Source organism: Pseudomonas sp. OST1909 (genome assembly GCF_015277575.1).
Lineage (GTDB): Bacteria > Pseudomonadota > Gammaproteobacteria > Pseudomonadales > Pseudomonadaceae > Aquipseudomonas > Aquipseudomonas synxantha_A.
On record NZ_CP063780.1, the window covers coordinates 2,727,894 to 2,743,648 of the forward strand.

13 protein-coding genes are annotated in these 15,755 nt (G+C 61.1%); 10 read left to right on the forward strand and 3 right to left on the reverse strand.

Annotated elements, in window-relative coordinates:
• Positions 1-2: 2 nt before the first annotated feature.
• The gene (locus IH404_RS11990; RefSeq protein ID WP_194440491.1) at positions 3-1,031 is read left to right on the forward strand and encodes a GGDEF domain-containing protein; all 1,029 of its coding nucleotides are present in this window, start codon (positions 3-5) and stop codon (positions 1,029-1,031) included.
• Between the two features lie 15 nt (positions 1,032-1,046).
• On the opposite strand, the gene IH404_RS11995 is transcribed toward IH404_RS11990, so the two are convergent.
• Positions 1,047-1,346 carry a helix-turn-helix domain-containing protein gene (locus tag IH404_RS11995; protein ID WP_242462658.1) on the reverse strand — a complete coding sequence of 100 codons (300 nt, stop codon included), beginning with the start codon at positions 1,344-1,346 and terminating at the stop codon, positions 1,047-1,049.
• 91 nt (positions 1,347-1,437) lie between these two features.
• Here IH404_RS11995 and IH404_RS12000 point away from each other — a divergent pair, with 91 nt between their 5' ends.
• From IH404_RS12000 to IH404_RS12010, 3 genes are all read left to right on the forward strand, one after another.
• The gene (locus tag IH404_RS12000) at positions 1,438-2,529 is read left to right on the forward strand and encodes an NADH:flavin oxidoreductase/NADH oxidase (protein ID WP_194440493.1); all 1,092 of its coding nucleotides are present in this window, start codon (positions 1,438-1,440) and stop codon (positions 2,527-2,529) included.
• Positions 2,530-2,733: 204 nt separating this feature from the next.
• On the forward strand, positions 2,734-4,869 hold the full coding sequence (locus tag IH404_RS12005; protein ID WP_194440494.1) for a TonB-dependent receptor: 2,136 nt from the start codon (positions 2,734-2,736) through the stop codon (positions 4,867-4,869).
• 189 nt (positions 4,870-5,058) lie between these two features.
• Positions 5,059-5,709: a hypothetical protein gene (locus IH404_RS12010; RefSeq protein WP_194440495.1), complete on the forward strand. Its 651-nt coding sequence runs from the start codon at positions 5,059-5,061 to the stop codon at positions 5,707-5,709.
• Positions 5,710-5,725: 16 nt separating this feature from the next.
• Here IH404_RS12010 and IH404_RS12015 read toward each other — a convergent pair whose 3' ends face one another.
• Together IH404_RS12015 and IH404_RS12020 are read right to left on the reverse strand one after the other, a co-directional pair.
• On the reverse strand, positions 5,726-6,448 hold the full coding sequence (locus IH404_RS12015) for a FadR/GntR family transcriptional regulator (protein WP_005787481.1): 723 nt from the start codon (positions 6,446-6,448) through the stop codon (positions 5,726-5,728).
• 48 nt (positions 6,449-6,496) lie between these two features.
• Complete coding sequence (locus IH404_RS12020) at positions 6,497-8,233, reverse strand: IlvD/Edd family dehydratase (RefSeq protein WP_005787482.1); 1,737 nt, start codon at positions 8,231-8,233, stop codon at positions 6,497-6,499.
• Positions 8,234-8,424: 191 nt separating this feature from the next.
• Here IH404_RS12020 and IH404_RS12025 point away from each other — a divergent pair, with 191 nt between their 5' ends.
• Genes IH404_RS12025 through araG form a run of 6 tightly spaced genes read left to right on the forward strand, consistent with a single transcriptional unit; the run spans position 8,425 to position 15,750 of the window.
• The gene (locus tag IH404_RS12025; RefSeq protein WP_194440496.1) at positions 8,425-9,747 is read left to right on the forward strand and encodes an MFS transporter; all 1,323 of its coding nucleotides are present in this window, start codon (positions 8,425-8,427) and stop codon (positions 9,745-9,747) included.
• A gap of 16 nt (positions 9,748-9,763) precedes the next feature.
• Positions 9,764-10,756: an AraD1 family protein gene (gene araD1, locus IH404_RS12030; protein WP_194440497.1), complete on the forward strand. Its 993-nt coding sequence runs from the start codon at positions 9,764-9,766 to the stop codon at positions 10,754-10,756.
• Positions 10,757-10,766: 10 nt separating this feature from the next.
• Complete coding sequence (locus IH404_RS12035) at positions 10,767-12,347, forward strand: aldehyde dehydrogenase (NADP(+)) (protein WP_194440498.1); 1,581 nt, start codon at positions 10,767-10,769, stop codon at positions 12,345-12,347.
• A 16-nt stretch (positions 12,348-12,363) separates the two neighbouring features.
• Positions 12,364-13,227 carry an SMP-30/gluconolactonase/LRE family protein gene (locus tag IH404_RS12040; RefSeq protein WP_078821053.1) on the forward strand — a complete coding sequence of 288 codons (864 nt, stop codon included), beginning with the start codon at positions 12,364-12,366 and terminating at the stop codon, positions 13,225-13,227.
• Between the two features lie 37 nt (positions 13,228-13,264).
• Positions 13,265-14,251 carry a substrate-binding domain-containing protein gene (locus IH404_RS12045; RefSeq protein ID WP_194440499.1) on the forward strand — a complete coding sequence of 329 codons (987 nt, stop codon included), beginning with the start codon at positions 13,265-13,267 and terminating at the stop codon, positions 14,249-14,251.
• Positions 14,248-15,750 (forward strand): L-arabinose ABC transporter ATP-binding protein AraG, encoded by a 1,503-nt coding sequence (gene araG / locus IH404_RS12050; protein ID WP_194440500.1) that lies wholly within the window; start codon positions 14,248-14,250, stop codon positions 15,748-15,750. Before IH404_RS12045 ends, araG begins: the two co-directional genes overlap by 4 nt.
• Positions 15,751-15,755: the final 5 nt, after the last annotated feature.

Below are 15,755 nucleotides of genomic sequence, written 5' to 3' on the forward strand. Positions count from 1 at the left end.
GGATGCCTGCTAACTTGAAGTTAAGGCCCAGGATGCGCAGGTTATTGTCGCCTGCGGTGACCCAAGCGGAATGGATCGGGATCATTGCCTGGGTCGGTATCTGGCTGATTCATCCGGCCATGCAGTTCGACCTGTCCATGTTGGGTGTCACCATTGGCCTGTTGCTGGTATGCCGGGTTCACTCCAAAACCGCCAACTTTCTACTGTGGCGGATGCTGGGAGTGGCCTATATCGTGATGTTGTCCGTGGGGTTTGCCTATGTCATTGGCCTTAATCAGGAGTTGCGTATCTACGGCTTGCCCCTGGCCGTGACTCTGGTGGTGGGTAGTGCAATCTTGTTTATCAGTGTTCAGGACTATCTGGTCGGCGCCCTGTTGGTCTGGTCCATATTATGGTCGCCGATGCAGGCCGATATATATGCAGGAACACAGGCTTATCTGCTGATATTTTGCGCATCTTCGGTCTCCATCGGTTTTATCCTGAGTTATTCGTATTTGAAGAACCTGCGTTCGGTGTTGTTGGTGGAAAGCGAGTTTCGCGCCTTGGCCGAAACCGATTATTTGACCTCGATCCTTAACCGTCGCGCTTTTATGCAAAGCTTCGAACAGTTGCTCGACAGCGGCCAGGCTGGCTACTTCATCATGTTGGATATCGACAGCTTCAAGGCAAAAAATGATCTGTACGGTCACGATGTCGGTGACAAGATCCTGCGGGCCATGGCCGTGTGCCTGAAAAACGCCAAAGGCAGCCACAGCTTTGGAAGAATCGGCGGGGAAGAGTTCGGCGTGTTGTTGCAGGACGATGACCCGGCCTTCGCCCGTGAGTTCGTGCTGGGTTTGTTGCAGGCCATACGCTCAAGTGTTGCCGCGCCTCACAACTACACCTGCAGTGCGGGCATGGCACGCTTCGCGCCAGGTGACGAGTTATCGGCGGTGCTCAAGATGGCGGACAAAAATCTCTATGGCGCCAAACGCAATGGCAAGGACTGCGTGCACCTTAATGGCGTGTTGCTGCAGCCTGTTGCGTCCTGAGGGGCAAAACGCCCGCTAGGATTGCGCAAGAACACTCGCCAGCAACCCTGGAAAGCGGCCCTCAAGCTCTTCACGGCGCAACGAATTCATATGGGTGGTGCCCACATTGCGCGTGTGCACCAGGCCCGCATCACGTAACACCCTGAAGTGGTGAGACATGCTGGACTTGGGCCGCCCGCCGTCCAGTTCGCCGCAGGTGGCTTCGGCCACGCCGGCCAGGCAGCGCACGATGTCCAGGCGCACGGGGTCGCTGAGGGCGTACAGCACGCGCTCAAGCGTCAATTCTTGCAGGGTAGGGTGTTTAAAGGCTCGCATGGGGCAGATCATAACAGGGGGGTAGCGTTCAATACCATAGTTCGATTACCATCGAACTATCGAATCACACACGCTTCTCTCGGAGTATCTGATGTCCGCATTGTTCGAACCGTTCAAACTCAAAGACGTTACCTTGCGCAATCGCATTGCCATCCCGCCGATGTGCCAATACATGGCCGACGACGGCATGGTCAACGACTGGCACCATGTGCACCTGGCCGGCATGGCCCGGGGCGGTGCCGGCCTGCTGGTGGTCGAGGCCACGGCAGTCGCACCGGAGGGGCGTATCACCCCAGGCTGCGCCGGTATCTGGAGCGATGCCCATGCCCAGGCGTTCGTGCCGATGGTCAAGGCCATCAAGGCCGCAGGTTCGGTACCGGGCATCCAGATCGCCCACGCGGGCCGCAAAGCCAGCGCCAACCGCCCATGGGAGGGCGATGACCACATCCCGGCTTCCGATGCCCGCAGCTGGGAAACTATCGCGCCGTCGGCCATCGCATTCGGCGCCAATTTGCCCAACGTGCCGCGTGCCATGACCCTGGAAGACATCGCCCGCGTCCAGCAAGACTTCGTCAATGCCGCCCGTCGCGCCCGCGATGCCGGTTTTGAATGGATCGAACTGCACTTCGCCCACGGTTACCTGGGCCAAAGCTTTTTCTCCGAGCACTCCAACCAGCGCACCGATGCCTACGGTGGCAGCTTCGATAACCGCAGCCGTTTTCTCCTGGAAACCCTGGCCGCCGTACGTGAAGTCTGGCCGGAAAACCTGCCACTGACCGCACGCTTTGGCGTGATCGAATATGACGGCCGCGACCAGCAGACGCTTACCGAATCCATCGAGTTGGCGCGCCGCTTCAAGGCCGGTGGCCTGGATATGTTGAGCGTCAGTGTCGGTTTCACGATTCCTGACACCAACATCCCGTGGGGTCCGGCGTTCATGGGGCCAATTGCTGAACGTGTACGCCGTGAAGCCGGTATCCCGGTGACATCGGCGTGGGGCTTTGGTACTCCGCAACTGGCCGAAGGCGCGCTGCAGGCCGGTCATCTGGACCTGGTGTCGGTAGGGCGTGCGCACTTGGCCGATCCGCATTGGGCGTACTTTGCTGCCAAGGAGTTGGGCGTGGACAAGTCCTCCTGGACCTTGCCGGCGCCTTATGCACATTGGTTGGAACGCTACCGTTGAGGCCAGCCAGCCGGTGATATGAGCCACTCGATTGAGTGGCTTTTTTTCGCCCGTGGTTTTTGCAGTACCCGCTCGATACAACGCCGATACTCGAAAAATAACAAATGAGAACCGATATCAAACGAGAATGTGCTGAGATATGATGCGCGGCGAATTATTGGCAGGTTTGCCGCCCCATCTGGCTCATTCACTAGGTTTACATCCATGCGTCGTACCCTGATTTCAATCTGTGTGCTCCAGGCGTTTTCCCCTTTGACCTGGGCAGAGGATGCCCCTGCTGAAAAAGCCAGTATCGAGCTGCAAGCCACCAATGTGACTGCTACTGCAGATTTCGAATCGGCGCAGGGCCCGGTTCAGGGCTACCACGCCACCCGTTCAGCCAGTGCGACGCGCACCGACACCTCTATTCATGAAACCCCGCAGTCCATCAGCGTTGTCTCCAAAGACGTAGTCGAGGATATCGGCGCAACCCGCCTGCAAGATGCTCTCGACTACGCTGGCGGCGTCGGTCGCGCCAACAACTTTGGCGGCCAGGGCCTGACCACCTTCACCGTGCGTGGCTTCACCACCGGTGAGTTCTACCGCAATGGTTTCCCGATCAACCGGGGTTACCCGAACATGCCGGATGCCAACACCATCGAACGCCTTGAGGTGTTGCGCGGCCCCGCAACCATGCTCTACGGTCGTGGCGACCCCGGTGGTACGTTCAACGTGGTGTCCAAGCAACCCTTGGCCGAACGCACCGTCACCCTGGGCAGCCAGTTGAATGACCAGGGCATGAAGCGCGGCACCCTGGATGCCTCCGGCCCTCTGGACGAAGAGGGCCGTCTGGCGTATCGCCTCAACGTGGTGGGCGAGGGCGGCGATACCTTCCGCGATCATGTCGAGACCGAGCGCTACGGCGTGACGCCGGTGATCACCTGGCAGGCCACCGATGCCACCAAGGTGACCTTCGAAGGCGACTTCATGCGCAACAACCACCCGCTGGACCGTGGCCTGACGCGTTTTCCCAACCAGCGCGGCACGCCATCGCGCGATACGTTCTGGGGCGACAAGGATGCCGGCAAGCTGCACAACGACAACAACATGGCGCAGTTGCGTTTCGAGCACGCGCTCAACGACAACTGGACCCTGGGCGGCGGTTTCCAATGGTTGGACGGCAGCTTGAAAGGTAACGCCATTGAAGCCAACGGGCCGGGCAGCCTGGGCGCCGATGGCCGTACCCTGCAACGCAACTTCAACTACCGCAAGCTGGAGTGGACCGACAAGGACTATCAGCTCAACCTGACGGGCCACTTCTCCACGGGCGGGTTGGAGCACACCTTGCTTACCGGCATCGAGTACGAGGATTACGACTACAAGTCGATCATCCAGCGTTCCAGTGCGGACCTGGGCACTTACCCGATCGACATCTTCAATCCGGTGTACGGCCAAACGCGCCCGGCGCTGACTCGCACGCCCACCCACGATAAAGAAAACCTCAAGACCTACGCTGCCTTCGTGCAGGACCAGGTGGCACTGACCGAGCGTCTGAAAGTCTTGGCAGGTGCGCGTTTCGAGCGTTTCGAACATGACTACCAAAGTCATGTAGCGGGAGTGAAACCGTGGACCGCCGCCGACAACGCCGTCACCCCACGTGTGGGCGTGATCTACGACCTCACCGACACCGTCGCGGTCTATGCCGACGCCGCCCGTTCGTTCAAGCCCAACACCGGCGCCAGCCGCGAAGGCGGTGGTTTCGCGCCGGAGAAAGGCAAGTCCTACGAGATGGGGATCAAGTGGGAAGCGCTTGACCGGCAACTGAGCGTCGACGCGGCGATCTACCAGATCGAAAAGAAAAACGTGCTGGCCACCGACCCATTGGACAATACCCTCAGAGTCGCGACCGGCCAGGTACGCAGCCGCGGATTTGACCTCAACGTGGCAGGCAACCTCACACCCGAGTGGCGTGTGATCGGCGGCTACGCCTACGTGGACGCCGAAGTGACCCGCGACACCACCCTGCGCGCCGGCACCCGCCTGATGAACATCCCGCGTAACAGCTTCAGCCTGCTCAACGTCTACGAGTTCCAGGATGGCGCACTCAAAGGGCTGGGCCTGGGTGCCGGTGGCAAGTATGTCGACCAGCGCGCCGGCCAGACCGCCAATACGGCCTTCTCGATGGACGCCTACACCGTGGTCGACCTGCTGGGTTACTACAAGGTCAACGAGCAGGTGCGTCTGAACCTGGACGTCAAGAACCTGTTCAACCGCGAGTATGAGGAAGGCGCGTTCGGCAATATCTACGCTTACCCAGGCGCACCACGCACCGTGCAGGTCGGAATCTCCTACACGCTATAAGGCTCTACACAGTACTAAGTGTGGGAGGGGGCTTGCTCCCGATAGCGGTGAGTCAGTCTCAATGTTTTTGACTGATACACCACTATCGGGAGCAAGCCCCCTCCCACATTTGCAGCTGCGTTACTGTCAGGTTTGACAGTAGACAGTGAAGGGCGATGGAGGGATGTTTACCGTTAACGTGTCAGCGTAGTGGTCGGCGCTTATTATTTTTCCAAACCACGCTTAATAGGGATATTAAAAATGGAACGGGAACTCCTCATTGAAACCGATGAACTGATTAAAAAAACCAACGATGCCGAGCGTCTGTTCACCCGATACGCCACCAAGTGCTACACCTCGGCCCTGCAAAAGTATGGCAAGGAGATCAGCGAGACTTCGTACACTTATCTATTGGCCGAGCTTGCCGAAAGTTCGTTGAGCTCCGAAATCCTCGGCCGGCCAGGTGCCAATATCAGCCTGGTCAGGATCGAGATAGAGGAGGTCATGCTCGAAGCCGACGTGATCAAGAAATTGAAACGGGCCGAAACCCACTATCTGGAAACGCTGGAATCGGTGCGTAAGTTCGAAGACCTTAAACGCTTCGAAAAAATGCAGGACACCTCCGATATTGTCCGCTCAATCAAACTGGGCGTGTCACGTTTCAATATCCTGTTTGTCATCCTGCTGATCGGCGGCTTGACGTGGGCGGCGATCAATCTGCCCAAAGAGGCCCTGGCGCTGATTTCCGCCGCTATCGGCGGGGCTATCACCCACTTGTTGTCCGAGCGCCAGGCGGTGCTGGCGCTGAAAAAAGAGGGCGATAACACCTGCCCCAGAGCCAACAATAACAATCAGGAGTGAGTGCGACGGGGTTGGGTTACAACGGCGTCAACACATTCATCACCGTATCCAGCGCCACCCGCGTGTCATCCAGTTGTACCAGCGAGGCATGCCTTGCGCCCAGCGCATCGCGGTTCTGGATCGCGGTGAGGATTGCCTTGTGCCGGGGCAGGCTCAGGCCCTGGATATCCGGGCGGCGGTTGGTGATATTGATCGACTCGCGCAGCGGCAGCGAGAGCATGTTGCACATATAGGCGAGCAGGTCGTTACGGGTGGCGTCGGCAATCGCGCGGTGGAAGTCCAGGTCGGCCTGCAACAGGTCCTCGTGGGTCTTGGCGGTTTCCATGCCCTGGTAGGCTTGTTCGATGATGGCGATGTCTTCATCGGTGGCGGTGGTTGCGGCCATGGCGGCGATTTCCGGTTCGAGGATGCGGCGCACCCCGGCCAGCGTATTGAAGAACTCACTGTGGGGCGTGGACTGCATCAACCAGGACAGCACATCCGGGTCGAGCAGGTGCCATTTCAAGCGTGGCCGTACCACCGCACCCACCCGTGGCTTGGAATACACCAGGCCCTTGGCGCTGAGCACCCGCGTCGCCTCGCGCAATACCGAGCGGCTAACCTGGTATTCCTCGCACAGCGTGGCTTCCATGGGCAACCGTTCTTCAGGCTTGAAGCGACCGGAAACGATGTGCATGCCCAAGTCCTGGACGATCTGGGCATGCTGGCTCTTGCGCGGCTTGGGCGGCTGGTGATCCATAACGACGGATAGGCTCTGGCTTAGATTCGCCGCATCATAGCATCCCAATTAGTGGGAATGCCGTGGGACTTCCGCTCCGCGACAGCCCACCAGGAAGTCAAAGTCGCAGCCCTGGTCGGCTTGCAGCACATGGTCGATGTACAGTTGGCGATAGCCACCGACGATCAGCTTTTGCGGTGGCGCCAGATCAGCCATGCGCGCTGCCAGCTCGGCGTCGGGGATGTCCAGGTGCAGGCGGCCATTGGCGCAGTCGAGTTCAATCCAGTCACCTTCCTTCACGGCCGCCAACGGCCCGCCGGCAGCGGCTTCCGGTGCCACGTGCAAGACCACCGTGCCGTAGGCGGTGCCGCTCATGCGCGCATCGGAAATGCGCACCATGTCGGTAACGCCCTGGGCCAGCAGCTTGGCCGGCAGTCCCATGTTGCCGACCTCGGCCATGCCTGGGTAACCCTTGGGGCCGCAGTTCTTCATGACCAGGATCGAGTTGGCGTCCACGTCCAGCTCCGGATCATTGATGCGCGCCTTGTACATGTCGAAGTTTTCGAACACCACCGCACGGCCACGGTGTTGCATCAGTTCGGCGCTGGCGGCAGACGGCTTGAGCACCGCACCCAACGGCGCCAGATTGCCGCGCAGCACGCAGATGCCGCCGTCGGCGCGAATCGGGTTGTCGAGGGTGCGGATCACTTCGTCCTGGCCGTAGATCGGCGAGTCCTTGGTGTTCTCGCCCAGGGACTTGCCGTTGACGGTCAAGGCGTTCGGGTGGGGGATCAGGTTGGCCTCTCCCAGGCGACGCAGCACGGCAGGCAGGCCGCCGGCGTAGTAGAACTCTTCCATCAGGAAGCGCCCCGAGGGTTGCAGGTCGACGATGGTCGGCATGCCACGGCCGATGCGGGTCCAGTCATCCAGGTCCAGCTCCACGCCGATGCGCCCGGCGATGGCTTTAAGGTGAATCACCGCGTTGGTCGAACCGCCGATGGCCGCGTTCACGCGAATCGCGTTTTCAAACGCTTCTTTGGTGAGGATCTTCGACAACTTCAAGTCTTCGCGCACCATCTCGACCGCACGCATACCGGACATGTGCGCCAGCACATATCGCCGCGCATCCACCGCCGGGATCGCCGCGTTGTGGGGCAGGGACGTGCCCAGTGCCTCGGCCATGCACGCCATGGTCGAGGCGGTGCCCATGGTGTTGCAGGTGCCTGCCGAGCGCGACATGCCGCCTTCGGCCGCGAGGAAGTCATCCAGGGTGATGGTGCCGGCCTTGACCTGTTCGCTGAGCTGCCACACCACCGTGCCCGAGCCGATGTCCTGGCCCTTGTGTTTGCCATTGAGCATCGGCCCGCCGGTGACCACGATAGCCGGCACGTCGCAACTGGCGGCGCCCATCAGCAGCGCCGGGGTGGTTTTGTCGCAGCCGGTCAGCAGTACCACACCGTCAATCGGGTTGCCGCGAATCGCTTCTTCCACATCCATGCTTGCCAGGTTGCGGGTCAGCATCGCGGTAGGGCGCAGGTTGGATTCGCCGTTGGAGAACACCGGGAACTCCACCGGGAAGCCACCGGCCTCGATCACGCCGCGCTTGACGTGCTCGGCGATCTGGCGGAAATGCGCGTTGCACGGGGTCAGCTCCGACCAGGTGTTACAGATGCCGATGATCGGCTTGCCATGGAACTGGTGGTCGGCAATGCCCTGGTTCTTCATCCAGCTGCGGTACATGAAGCCGTTTTTGTCGGCGGTACCAAACCACTGGGCGGAGCGTAGGCCGGGCTTTTTGTCAGGCATGTTCGATTCTCTTATTGTATGACTATATGTTCTATGCGTGCTTAAACATAAGCGCAAAATCGCTTATTTGGAAGTGTTGTTTTGTAAATAGTCATACTATATAGTCTTTCTCAACTGAGGTATGACCCTGGCGGATTTCGCGAGAGGCGTCCCCCGAGCTTCTATAAAAACAACAATCGGAGATCGACCCCATGAGCCAGGAATTGCGGCTTATTCGGCGCATCACGCTGAAACTGATTCCCTTCCTGATCCTGCTGTACCTGATCGCTTACGTAGACCGTTCCGCCGTAGGGTTCGCCAAGCTGCACATGGGCGCCGACGTTGGTATCGGTGATGCTGCCTATGGTTTGGGCGCAGGGTTGTTCTTCATCGGCTACTTTCTGTTCGAGATCCCCAGCAACCTGATGCTCGACCGCTTCGGCGCGCGGCGCTGGTTTGCGCGCATCATGATTACCTGGGGCGCCATCACCATCGGCATGGCCTTTGTGCAGGGGCCGCACAGTTTCTACGTGATGCGCTTTCTGCTGGGCGCGGCGGAAGCCGGGTTCTTCCCCGGGGTGCTGTACTACATCACCCAGTGGTTCCCGGTGCGCCATCGCGGCAAGATCCTTGGGCTGTTCATTCTCTCCCAACCCATTGCAATGATGATCACCGGCCCCGTGTCCGGTGGTTTGCTCGGCATGGACGGCATTCTTGGCCTGCACGGTTGGCAGTGGCTGTTTATCGTGATCGGCACCCCGGCGATCCTGCTGACCTGGCCGGTGCTGCGCTACCTGCCGGACGGTCCCAGGCAGGTCAACTGGATGAGCGAGCAAGAGAAAACCTGGCTTACCGGCGAGCTGGAAAAAGACCTGCAAGCCTACGGCCAGACCCGTCACGGCAACCCGCTGCACGCGCTCAAAGACAAACGCGTGCTGTTGCTGGCGCTGTTCTACCTGCCGGTGACCCTGAGCATCTACGGCCTGGGCCTGTGGTTGCCGACCCTGATCAAGCAGTTCGGTGGCAGTGACCTCACCACCGGCTTCATCTCGGCCGTGCCCTATATCTTCGGCATCATCGGCCTGCTGATCATCCCGCGCAGTTCCGATCGTTTGAACGACCGCTATGGCCATCTCGCCGTGCTCTATGTGCTCGGCGCCATTGGCCTGTTCTGCAGTGCCTGGCTGAGTGTGCCGGTGCTGCAGATGGCCGCGCTGTGCCTGGCGGCCTTCGCGATGTTTTCCTGCACGGCGGTGTTCTGGACCTTGCCGGGACGGTTTTTTGCCGGTGCCAGCGCGGCGGCCGGCATCGCCTTGATCAACTCGGTGGGCAACCTTGGCGGCTATATCGGCCCGTTCGTGATCGGGGCGCTCAAGGAGTACACCGGCAACCTCGCCTCGGGCCTGTATTTCCTATCTGGCGTGATGCTGTTCGGGTTGCTGCTGACCCTCGTGGTCTACCGCTTGCTGGAGCGCAAGCATGTACTGCCGGTCGATCAATTTGCTGCCAGCGCCCGTGGCGCCACACGTACTTAAATCCAGGAGAACCTGCATGCGTTTAGTTCAGTTCGAGTTGAGCAACGGTGAGCGCCGCGTCGGCGTGGTGGAAGGCAACACCCTGCGGGAAGTGCAGGGCGCACACAGCGTGCGCGAATTGGCCCTGGCCGCCATCGAAGCCGGGGTCAAATTGCAGCAACAGGTACAGAGCCTGGGCCTGGGCGCCAGTCATGACTACGCGGCGCTGCTGGCCGAACTTAAAATCCTGCCACCGCTGGACCACCCGGACCCGGCCCATATGCTGATCAGCGGCACCGGCCTGACCCACCTGGGCAGTGCCTCGGCCCGCGACAAGATGCACCAGCAGGCCGGTGATGACAGCGCGATGACCGACACCATGCGCATCTTCAAATGGGGCGTGGAGGGCGGCAAACCCGCTGCCGGCCAGGCCGGTGTGCAGCCGGAGTGGTTCTACAAGGGCGACGGCAGCATTGTCGTGCGCCCAGGCGCCGCCTTCCCGGTGCCGCCGTTTGCCGAAGACGCCGGCGAAGAGCCGGAAATCGGCGGCCTGTATGTGATCGGTCATGACCGCAAGCCTTATCGCCTGGGCTTCGCGGTGGGCAACGAGTTCTCCGACCATGTGATGGAGCGCAAGAACTACCTGTACCTGGCCCATTCCAAACTGCGCAGTTGCAGCTATGGCCCGGAGTTGCGCGTGGGCGAGTTGCCCGCGCATCTGGCCGGTACCAGCCGCATCCTGCGTAACGGCGAGGTGATCTGGCAGAACGAATTCCTCAGTGGCGAAGCCAACATGTGCCACAGCCTGGAAAATCTTGAATACCACCACTTCAAATACAGTCAGTTTCTCAAACCGGGCGATGTGCACATTCACTTCTTCGGCACCGCCACCCTGTCATTCGCCGACGGTATACGTACTCAATCGGGCGATGTGTTCCAGATCAGCCAGGCTGAGTTCGGCGCGCCATTGATCAACGGCATCGGCACGGTCGACGCGGTATTCGAACCCGGCCACGTCATCACCCTTTAAGGAGACCTACATGACCCAGTTCCTCGGCCACAACTACATCGGCGGCCAGCGCAGCGCCAACGGCAGCGTCAAGCTGCAGAGTATCGATGCCACCACCGGCGAAGCCTTGCCCCAGGATTTCTACCAGGCCACCCCGCAAGAGGTGGATGCCGCCGCCAAAGCCGCAGCGGCCGCTTACCCGGCCTACCGCGCCTTGAGCGCCGCACGGCGTGCGCGGTTTCTGGACGCGGTGGCCGATGAGCTGGACGCGCTGGGCGATGATTTCGTCGAGTTGGTCTGCCGCGAAACTGCGTTGCCTGCTGCCCGTATCAAAGGCGAACGCGGGCGTACCAGTGGCCAGATGCGCTTGTTCGCCACCGTGCTGCGCCGTGGTGATTTCTACGGGGCGCGTATCGATAAAGCCTTGCCTGATCGCCAGCCGCTGCCACGCCCGGACCTGCGCCAATACCGTATCGGCCTGGGCCCGGTCGCCGTGTTTGGCGCGAGTAATTTCCCCCTGGCGTTTTCCACGGCCGGTGGCGACACCGCCGCTGCGCTGGCCGCCGGTTGCCCGGTGGTGTTCAAGGCGCACAGCGGGCACATGGCGACCGCCGAGCGCGTGGCCGATGCGATCATTCGCGCCGCCGAGGCCACCGAGATGCCGGCGGGCGTGTTCAACATGATCTTCGGCGGCGGTGTCGGTGAAGCGCTGGTCAAGCACCCGGCAATCCAGGCGGTGGGCTTCACCGGTTCGCTCAAGGGCGGTCGTGCCCTGTGCGATATGGCGGCCGCACGCCCGCAACCGATCCCGGTATTTGCCGAAATGTCGAGCATCAACCCGGTCATCGTGCTACCCCAGGCCCTGCAAACGCGCGCCGAGAGCGTCGCCCGCGACCTGACTGCCTCGGTGGTACAAGGCTGCGGTCAATTCTGCACCAACCCCGGACTGGTGATTGGCATCGCTTCGCCTGCGTTCACCGCGTTCACGCAACAGGTCGCGCAATTGATCGGTGAGCAACCGGCGCAAACCATGCTCAACACCGGCACCCTGGGCAGCTACGGCAAGGGCCTGGAAAAACTCCTGTCTCACCCGGGCATCCAGCATCTGGCAGGCAGCACGCAAGTGGGCAACCAGGCCCAACCGCAACTGTTCAAGGCGGATGTACGCTTGCTGATCGACGGCGACGAAGTGCTGCAGGAAGAAGTGTTCGGTCCCACCACGGTGTTTGTCGAGGTCGTCGACCAGGCTCAACTCAGCGCCGCCCTGCATGGACTGCACGGCCAGTTGACCGCCACGATCATCGGCGAACCGGCTGACCTGCAACAGTTCGCCGAGTTGACGCCGCTGCTGGAGCAGAAGGTCGGGCGCATCCTGCTCAACGGTTACCCCACGGGGGTGGAAGTCTGCGATTCGATGGTGCACGGCGGGCCGTACCCGGCGACCTCGGACGCCCGCGGCACCTCGGTCGGCACCTTGGCCATCGACCGTTTCCTGCGGCCCGTGTGCTTCCAGAATTACCCTGATAGCCTGCTGCCCGACGCGTTGAAAAACGCCAACCCGTTGCGTATCCAGCGCTTGGTGGATGGCGCGCCGTCTCGAGAATCGCTGTAAGTCATCAGGAGGCTTCATGTCGTTGAGCGCAGTCACCCCACACCGTGCCCGGTTGGGCGAAGGGCCGTTCTGGGATGTTCGATCCCAGGCGCTTTACTGGGTGGATATCGCCGCCAAACAGGCACTGCGCTGGATGGACGGGCAGTTGCAGGTTTGGCAGTTGCCCGAGCATGTCTCGGCGTTTATTCCGTGTGAAAGCGGCGATGCGCTGGTGACCTTGAGCAGCGGTGTGTATCGCCTCGACCTGGCTACCCAGGCGCTGACCCTGCTGTGCGTGGCCGACCCGCAGCCGGGCAACCGTGGCAACGAAGCGCGCTGCGATGCCCAGGGCCGGCTGTGGCTGGGTACCATGCAGAACAATATCGGTGAGCAGGGCGAAGACCTGCCCATCACCCGGCGCTCCGGTGGCCTGTTCCGTGTCGATGCCGATGCGCGTGTCACGCCGTTGCTCACCGGGCTGGGCATTCCCAACACGTTGCTTTGGAACGAGGAGGGTAGCCAGGTGCATTTCGGCGACAGCATGGACGGCACGCTGTATCAGCATTCAATCCAGTCCGACGGCCAGCTCGAACCCGCCCAGGTGTGGTTTGCACCCCATGAGCGCGGTGGGCCGGACGGCTCGGCCATGGACAGCGAGGGCTACATCTGGAACGCCCGTTGGGACGGCAGTTGCCTGCTGCGCCTGACGCCCGCAGGTGAGGTCGATCGCATCATCGAGCTGCCGGTCAGCCGTCCCACAAGTTGCGTGTTCGGTGGGCCCGACCTCACCACCTTGTATATCACCAGTGCCGCGAGTCCCTTGGATCACCCTTTGGACGGTGCGCTGTTGGCCATTGAAGTCGATGTCCCTGGCAAGCCTTGCCATCGTTTCGCCGGTTAAACCCAAGACTCAAAAACAACAACAAGAGGTGTCGTTCATGAAAAAGGTTCTACGCGTTCTGGCTGCCGCTGTTGCGTTAAGCAGCCTCAGCAGCATCGTATCCGCCGAAGAAGTGAAGATCGGCTTCCTGGTCAAGCAGGCCGAAGAGCCGTGGTTCCAGACTGAATGGGCCTTCGCCGAAAAAGCCGGCAAGGAGCATGGCTTCACGGTGATCAAGATCGCCGTGCCCGATGGCGAGAAAACCCTCTCGGCCATCGACAGCCTCGCCGCCAACGGCGCCAAGGGCTTTGTGATCTGCCCACCGGACGTGTCCCTGGGCCCGGCCATTGTCGCCAAGGCCAAGGTCAATGGCCTGAAAGTCATGGCCGTGGATGACCGCTTTGTCGATGCCAAGGGCAACTTCATGGAAGACGTACCGTACCTGGGCATGGCCGCGTTTGAAGTGGGCCAGAAACAAGGGGCCGCCATGGCCGCCGAAGCGAAAAAACGCGGCTGGGACTGGAAGGACACCTATGCGGTGATCAACACCTTCAACGAACTCGACACCGGCAAGAAGCGCACCGACGGCTCGATCAAATCCCTGGAAGAAGCCGGTATTCCCAAGGATCACATCCTCACCGCTGCGCTTAAAACCCTCGACGTACCCGGCAGCATGGACGCCACCAACTCGGCGCTGGTCAAGCTGCCGAGCGGGGCGAAGAACCTGATCATCGGCGGCATGAATGACAACACGGTACTGGGCGGCGTGCGCGCCACCGAAAGTGCCGGGTTCAAGGCGGCCAACGTCATCGGCATCGGCATCAATGGCACCGACGCCATTGGCGAGTTGAAGAAAGCCGACAGTGGCTTCTTCGGCTCCATGCTGCCGAGCCCGCATATCGAAGGCTATAACACCGCGCTGGCGATGTACGAATGGGTCACCACCGGCAAGGAACCTGCGAAGTACACCGCCATGGATGAAGTTACCCTGATCACCCGCGAGAACTTCAAGGAAGAGTTGACCAAAATCGGGTTGTGGAAATGACCGCTGCGGCCCTGCGTTTTGACGCTATCGGCAAAACCTTTCCCGGGGTCAAGGCGCTGGACGGCATCAGCTTCACTGCCCACCCCGGGCAGGTACACGCCTTGATGGGCGAGAACGGTGCGGGCAAGTCGACGCTGCTGAAAATCCTCGGCGGCGCCTACATTCCCAGCAGCGGCAGTGTGCAGATCGGCGCCCAGGTCATGGCGTTCAAGAACGCTGCCGACAGCATCGCCAACGGTGTCGCGGTGATCCACCAGGAACTGCACCTGGTGCCGGAAATGAGTGTGGCCGAGAACCTGTTCCTCGGGCACTTGCCGACGCGTTTCGGTGTGGTCAACCGCGGTTTGCTGCGCCAGCAGGCACTGGCATGTCTCAAGGGCCTGGCCGATGAGATCGACCCCGACGAGAAGCTCGGGCGCCTGTCTTTGGGCCAGCGCCAACTGGTGGAAATCGCCAAGGCGTTGTCCCGCGGTGCCAACGTGATCGCCTTCGATGAGCCGACCAGCAGTTTGTCGGCGCGGGAAATCGACCGGCTGATGGCAATCATTGCGCGCCTGCGCGACGAGGGCAAAGTGGTGCTCTACGTGTCGCACCGCATGGAAGAAGTGTTCCGTATCTGCGATGCGGTGACGGTGTTCAAGGACGGTCGCTACGTGCGCACGTTCGAAGACATGAGCACGCTGACCCACGACCAGTTGGTGACCTGCATGGTCGGTCGCGATATCCAGGACATCTACGACTACCGCCCACGCGAGCACGGCGAAGTGGCGCTCAGGGTAGACGGCCTGCTCGGCCCGGGCCTGCGCGAGCCGATCAGCTTTGCGGTGCGCAAGGGCGAGGTCCTTGGGCTGTTCGGGCTGGTGGGGGCAGGGCGCACCGAGCTGTTTCGCCTGCTCAGTGGGCTGGAGCGCACCAGCGCCGGCAGCCTGCAGCTGTGCGGGCAAGCCCTGCAATTGCGCTCACCCCGCGACGCCATCGCCGCCGGTATCTTGCTGTGCCCGGAGGATCGCAAAAAGGAAGGCATCATCCCGCTGGGCAGCGTCGCCGAAAACATCAACATCAGTGCCCGGGATGCGCATTCCACCTTTGGCTGGCTGTTGCGCGAAGGCTGGGAGAAAGCTAACGCCGACCGGCAGATCCAGGCGATGCGGGTCAAAACCCCGAACGCGGCGCAGAAGATCCTGTACCTCTCCGGCGGCAATCAGCAGAAAGCCATTCTCGGTCGCTGGCTGTCGATGCCGATGAAGGTCCTGCTGCTGGACGAGCCTACCCGCGGTATCGACATCGGCGCCAAGTCGGAGATTTACCAGATCATCCATAACCTGGCGGCCAGCGGCATTGCGGTAATCGTGGTGTCCAGCGACCTGATGGAGGTGATGGGCATTTCCGACCGCATCCTGGTGCTGTGCGAAGGCGCCATGCGCGGCGAACAACTGCGCGAGCACGCCACTGAATCCAACCTGCTGCAGCTGGCCTTGCCGCGCGGCCTGGCGAACTGAGAGAA

Excerpts from the sequence above, each read along its gene's own strand:
- IH404_RS12040 (WP_078821053.1), top strand. The coding sequence starts at position 12,364 with ATGTCGTTGAGCGCAGTCACCCCACACCGTGCCCGGTTGGGCGAAGGG.
- IH404_RS12045 (WP_194440499.1), top strand. The coding sequence starts at position 13,265 with ATGAAAAAGGTTCTACGCGTTCTGGCTGCCGCTGTTGCGTTAAGCAGC.
- IH404_RS12005 (WP_194440494.1), top strand. The coding sequence starts at position 2,734 with ATGCGTCGTACCCTGATTTCAATCTGTGTGCTCCAGGCGTTTTCCCCT.
- IH404_RS12000 (WP_194440493.1), top strand. The coding sequence starts at position 1,438 with ATGTCCGCATTGTTCGAACCGTTCAAACTCAAAGACGTTACCTTGCGC.
- IH404_RS12035 (WP_194440498.1), top strand. The coding sequence starts at position 10,767 with ATGACCCAGTTCCTCGGCCACAACTACATCGGCGGCCAGCGCAGCGCC.
- IH404_RS11990 (WP_194440491.1), top strand. The coding sequence starts at position 3 with ATGCCTGCTAACTTGAAGTTAAGGCCCAGGATGCGCAGGTTATTGTCG.
- IH404_RS11995 (WP_242462658.1), bottom strand. The coding sequence starts at position 1,346 with ATGCGAGCCTTTAAACACCCTACCCTGCAAGAATTGACGCTTGAGCGC.
- IH404_RS12025 (WP_194440496.1), top strand. The coding sequence starts at position 8,425 with ATGAGCCAGGAATTGCGGCTTATTCGGCGCATCACGCTGAAACTGATT.
- araD1 (WP_194440497.1), top strand. The coding sequence starts at position 9,764 with ATGCGTTTAGTTCAGTTCGAGTTGAGCAACGGTGAGCGCCGCGTCGGC.
- IH404_RS12015 (WP_005787481.1), bottom strand. The coding sequence starts at position 6,448 with ATGGATCACCAGCCGCCCAAGCCGCGCAAGAGCCAGCATGCCCAGATC.
- araG (WP_194440500.1), top strand. The coding sequence starts at position 14,248 with ATGACCGCTGCGGCCCTGCGTTTTGACGCTATCGGCAAAACCTTTCCC.
- IH404_RS12020 (WP_005787482.1), bottom strand. The coding sequence starts at position 8,233 with ATGCCTGACAAAAAGCCCGGCCTACGCTCCGCCCAGTGGTTTGGTACC.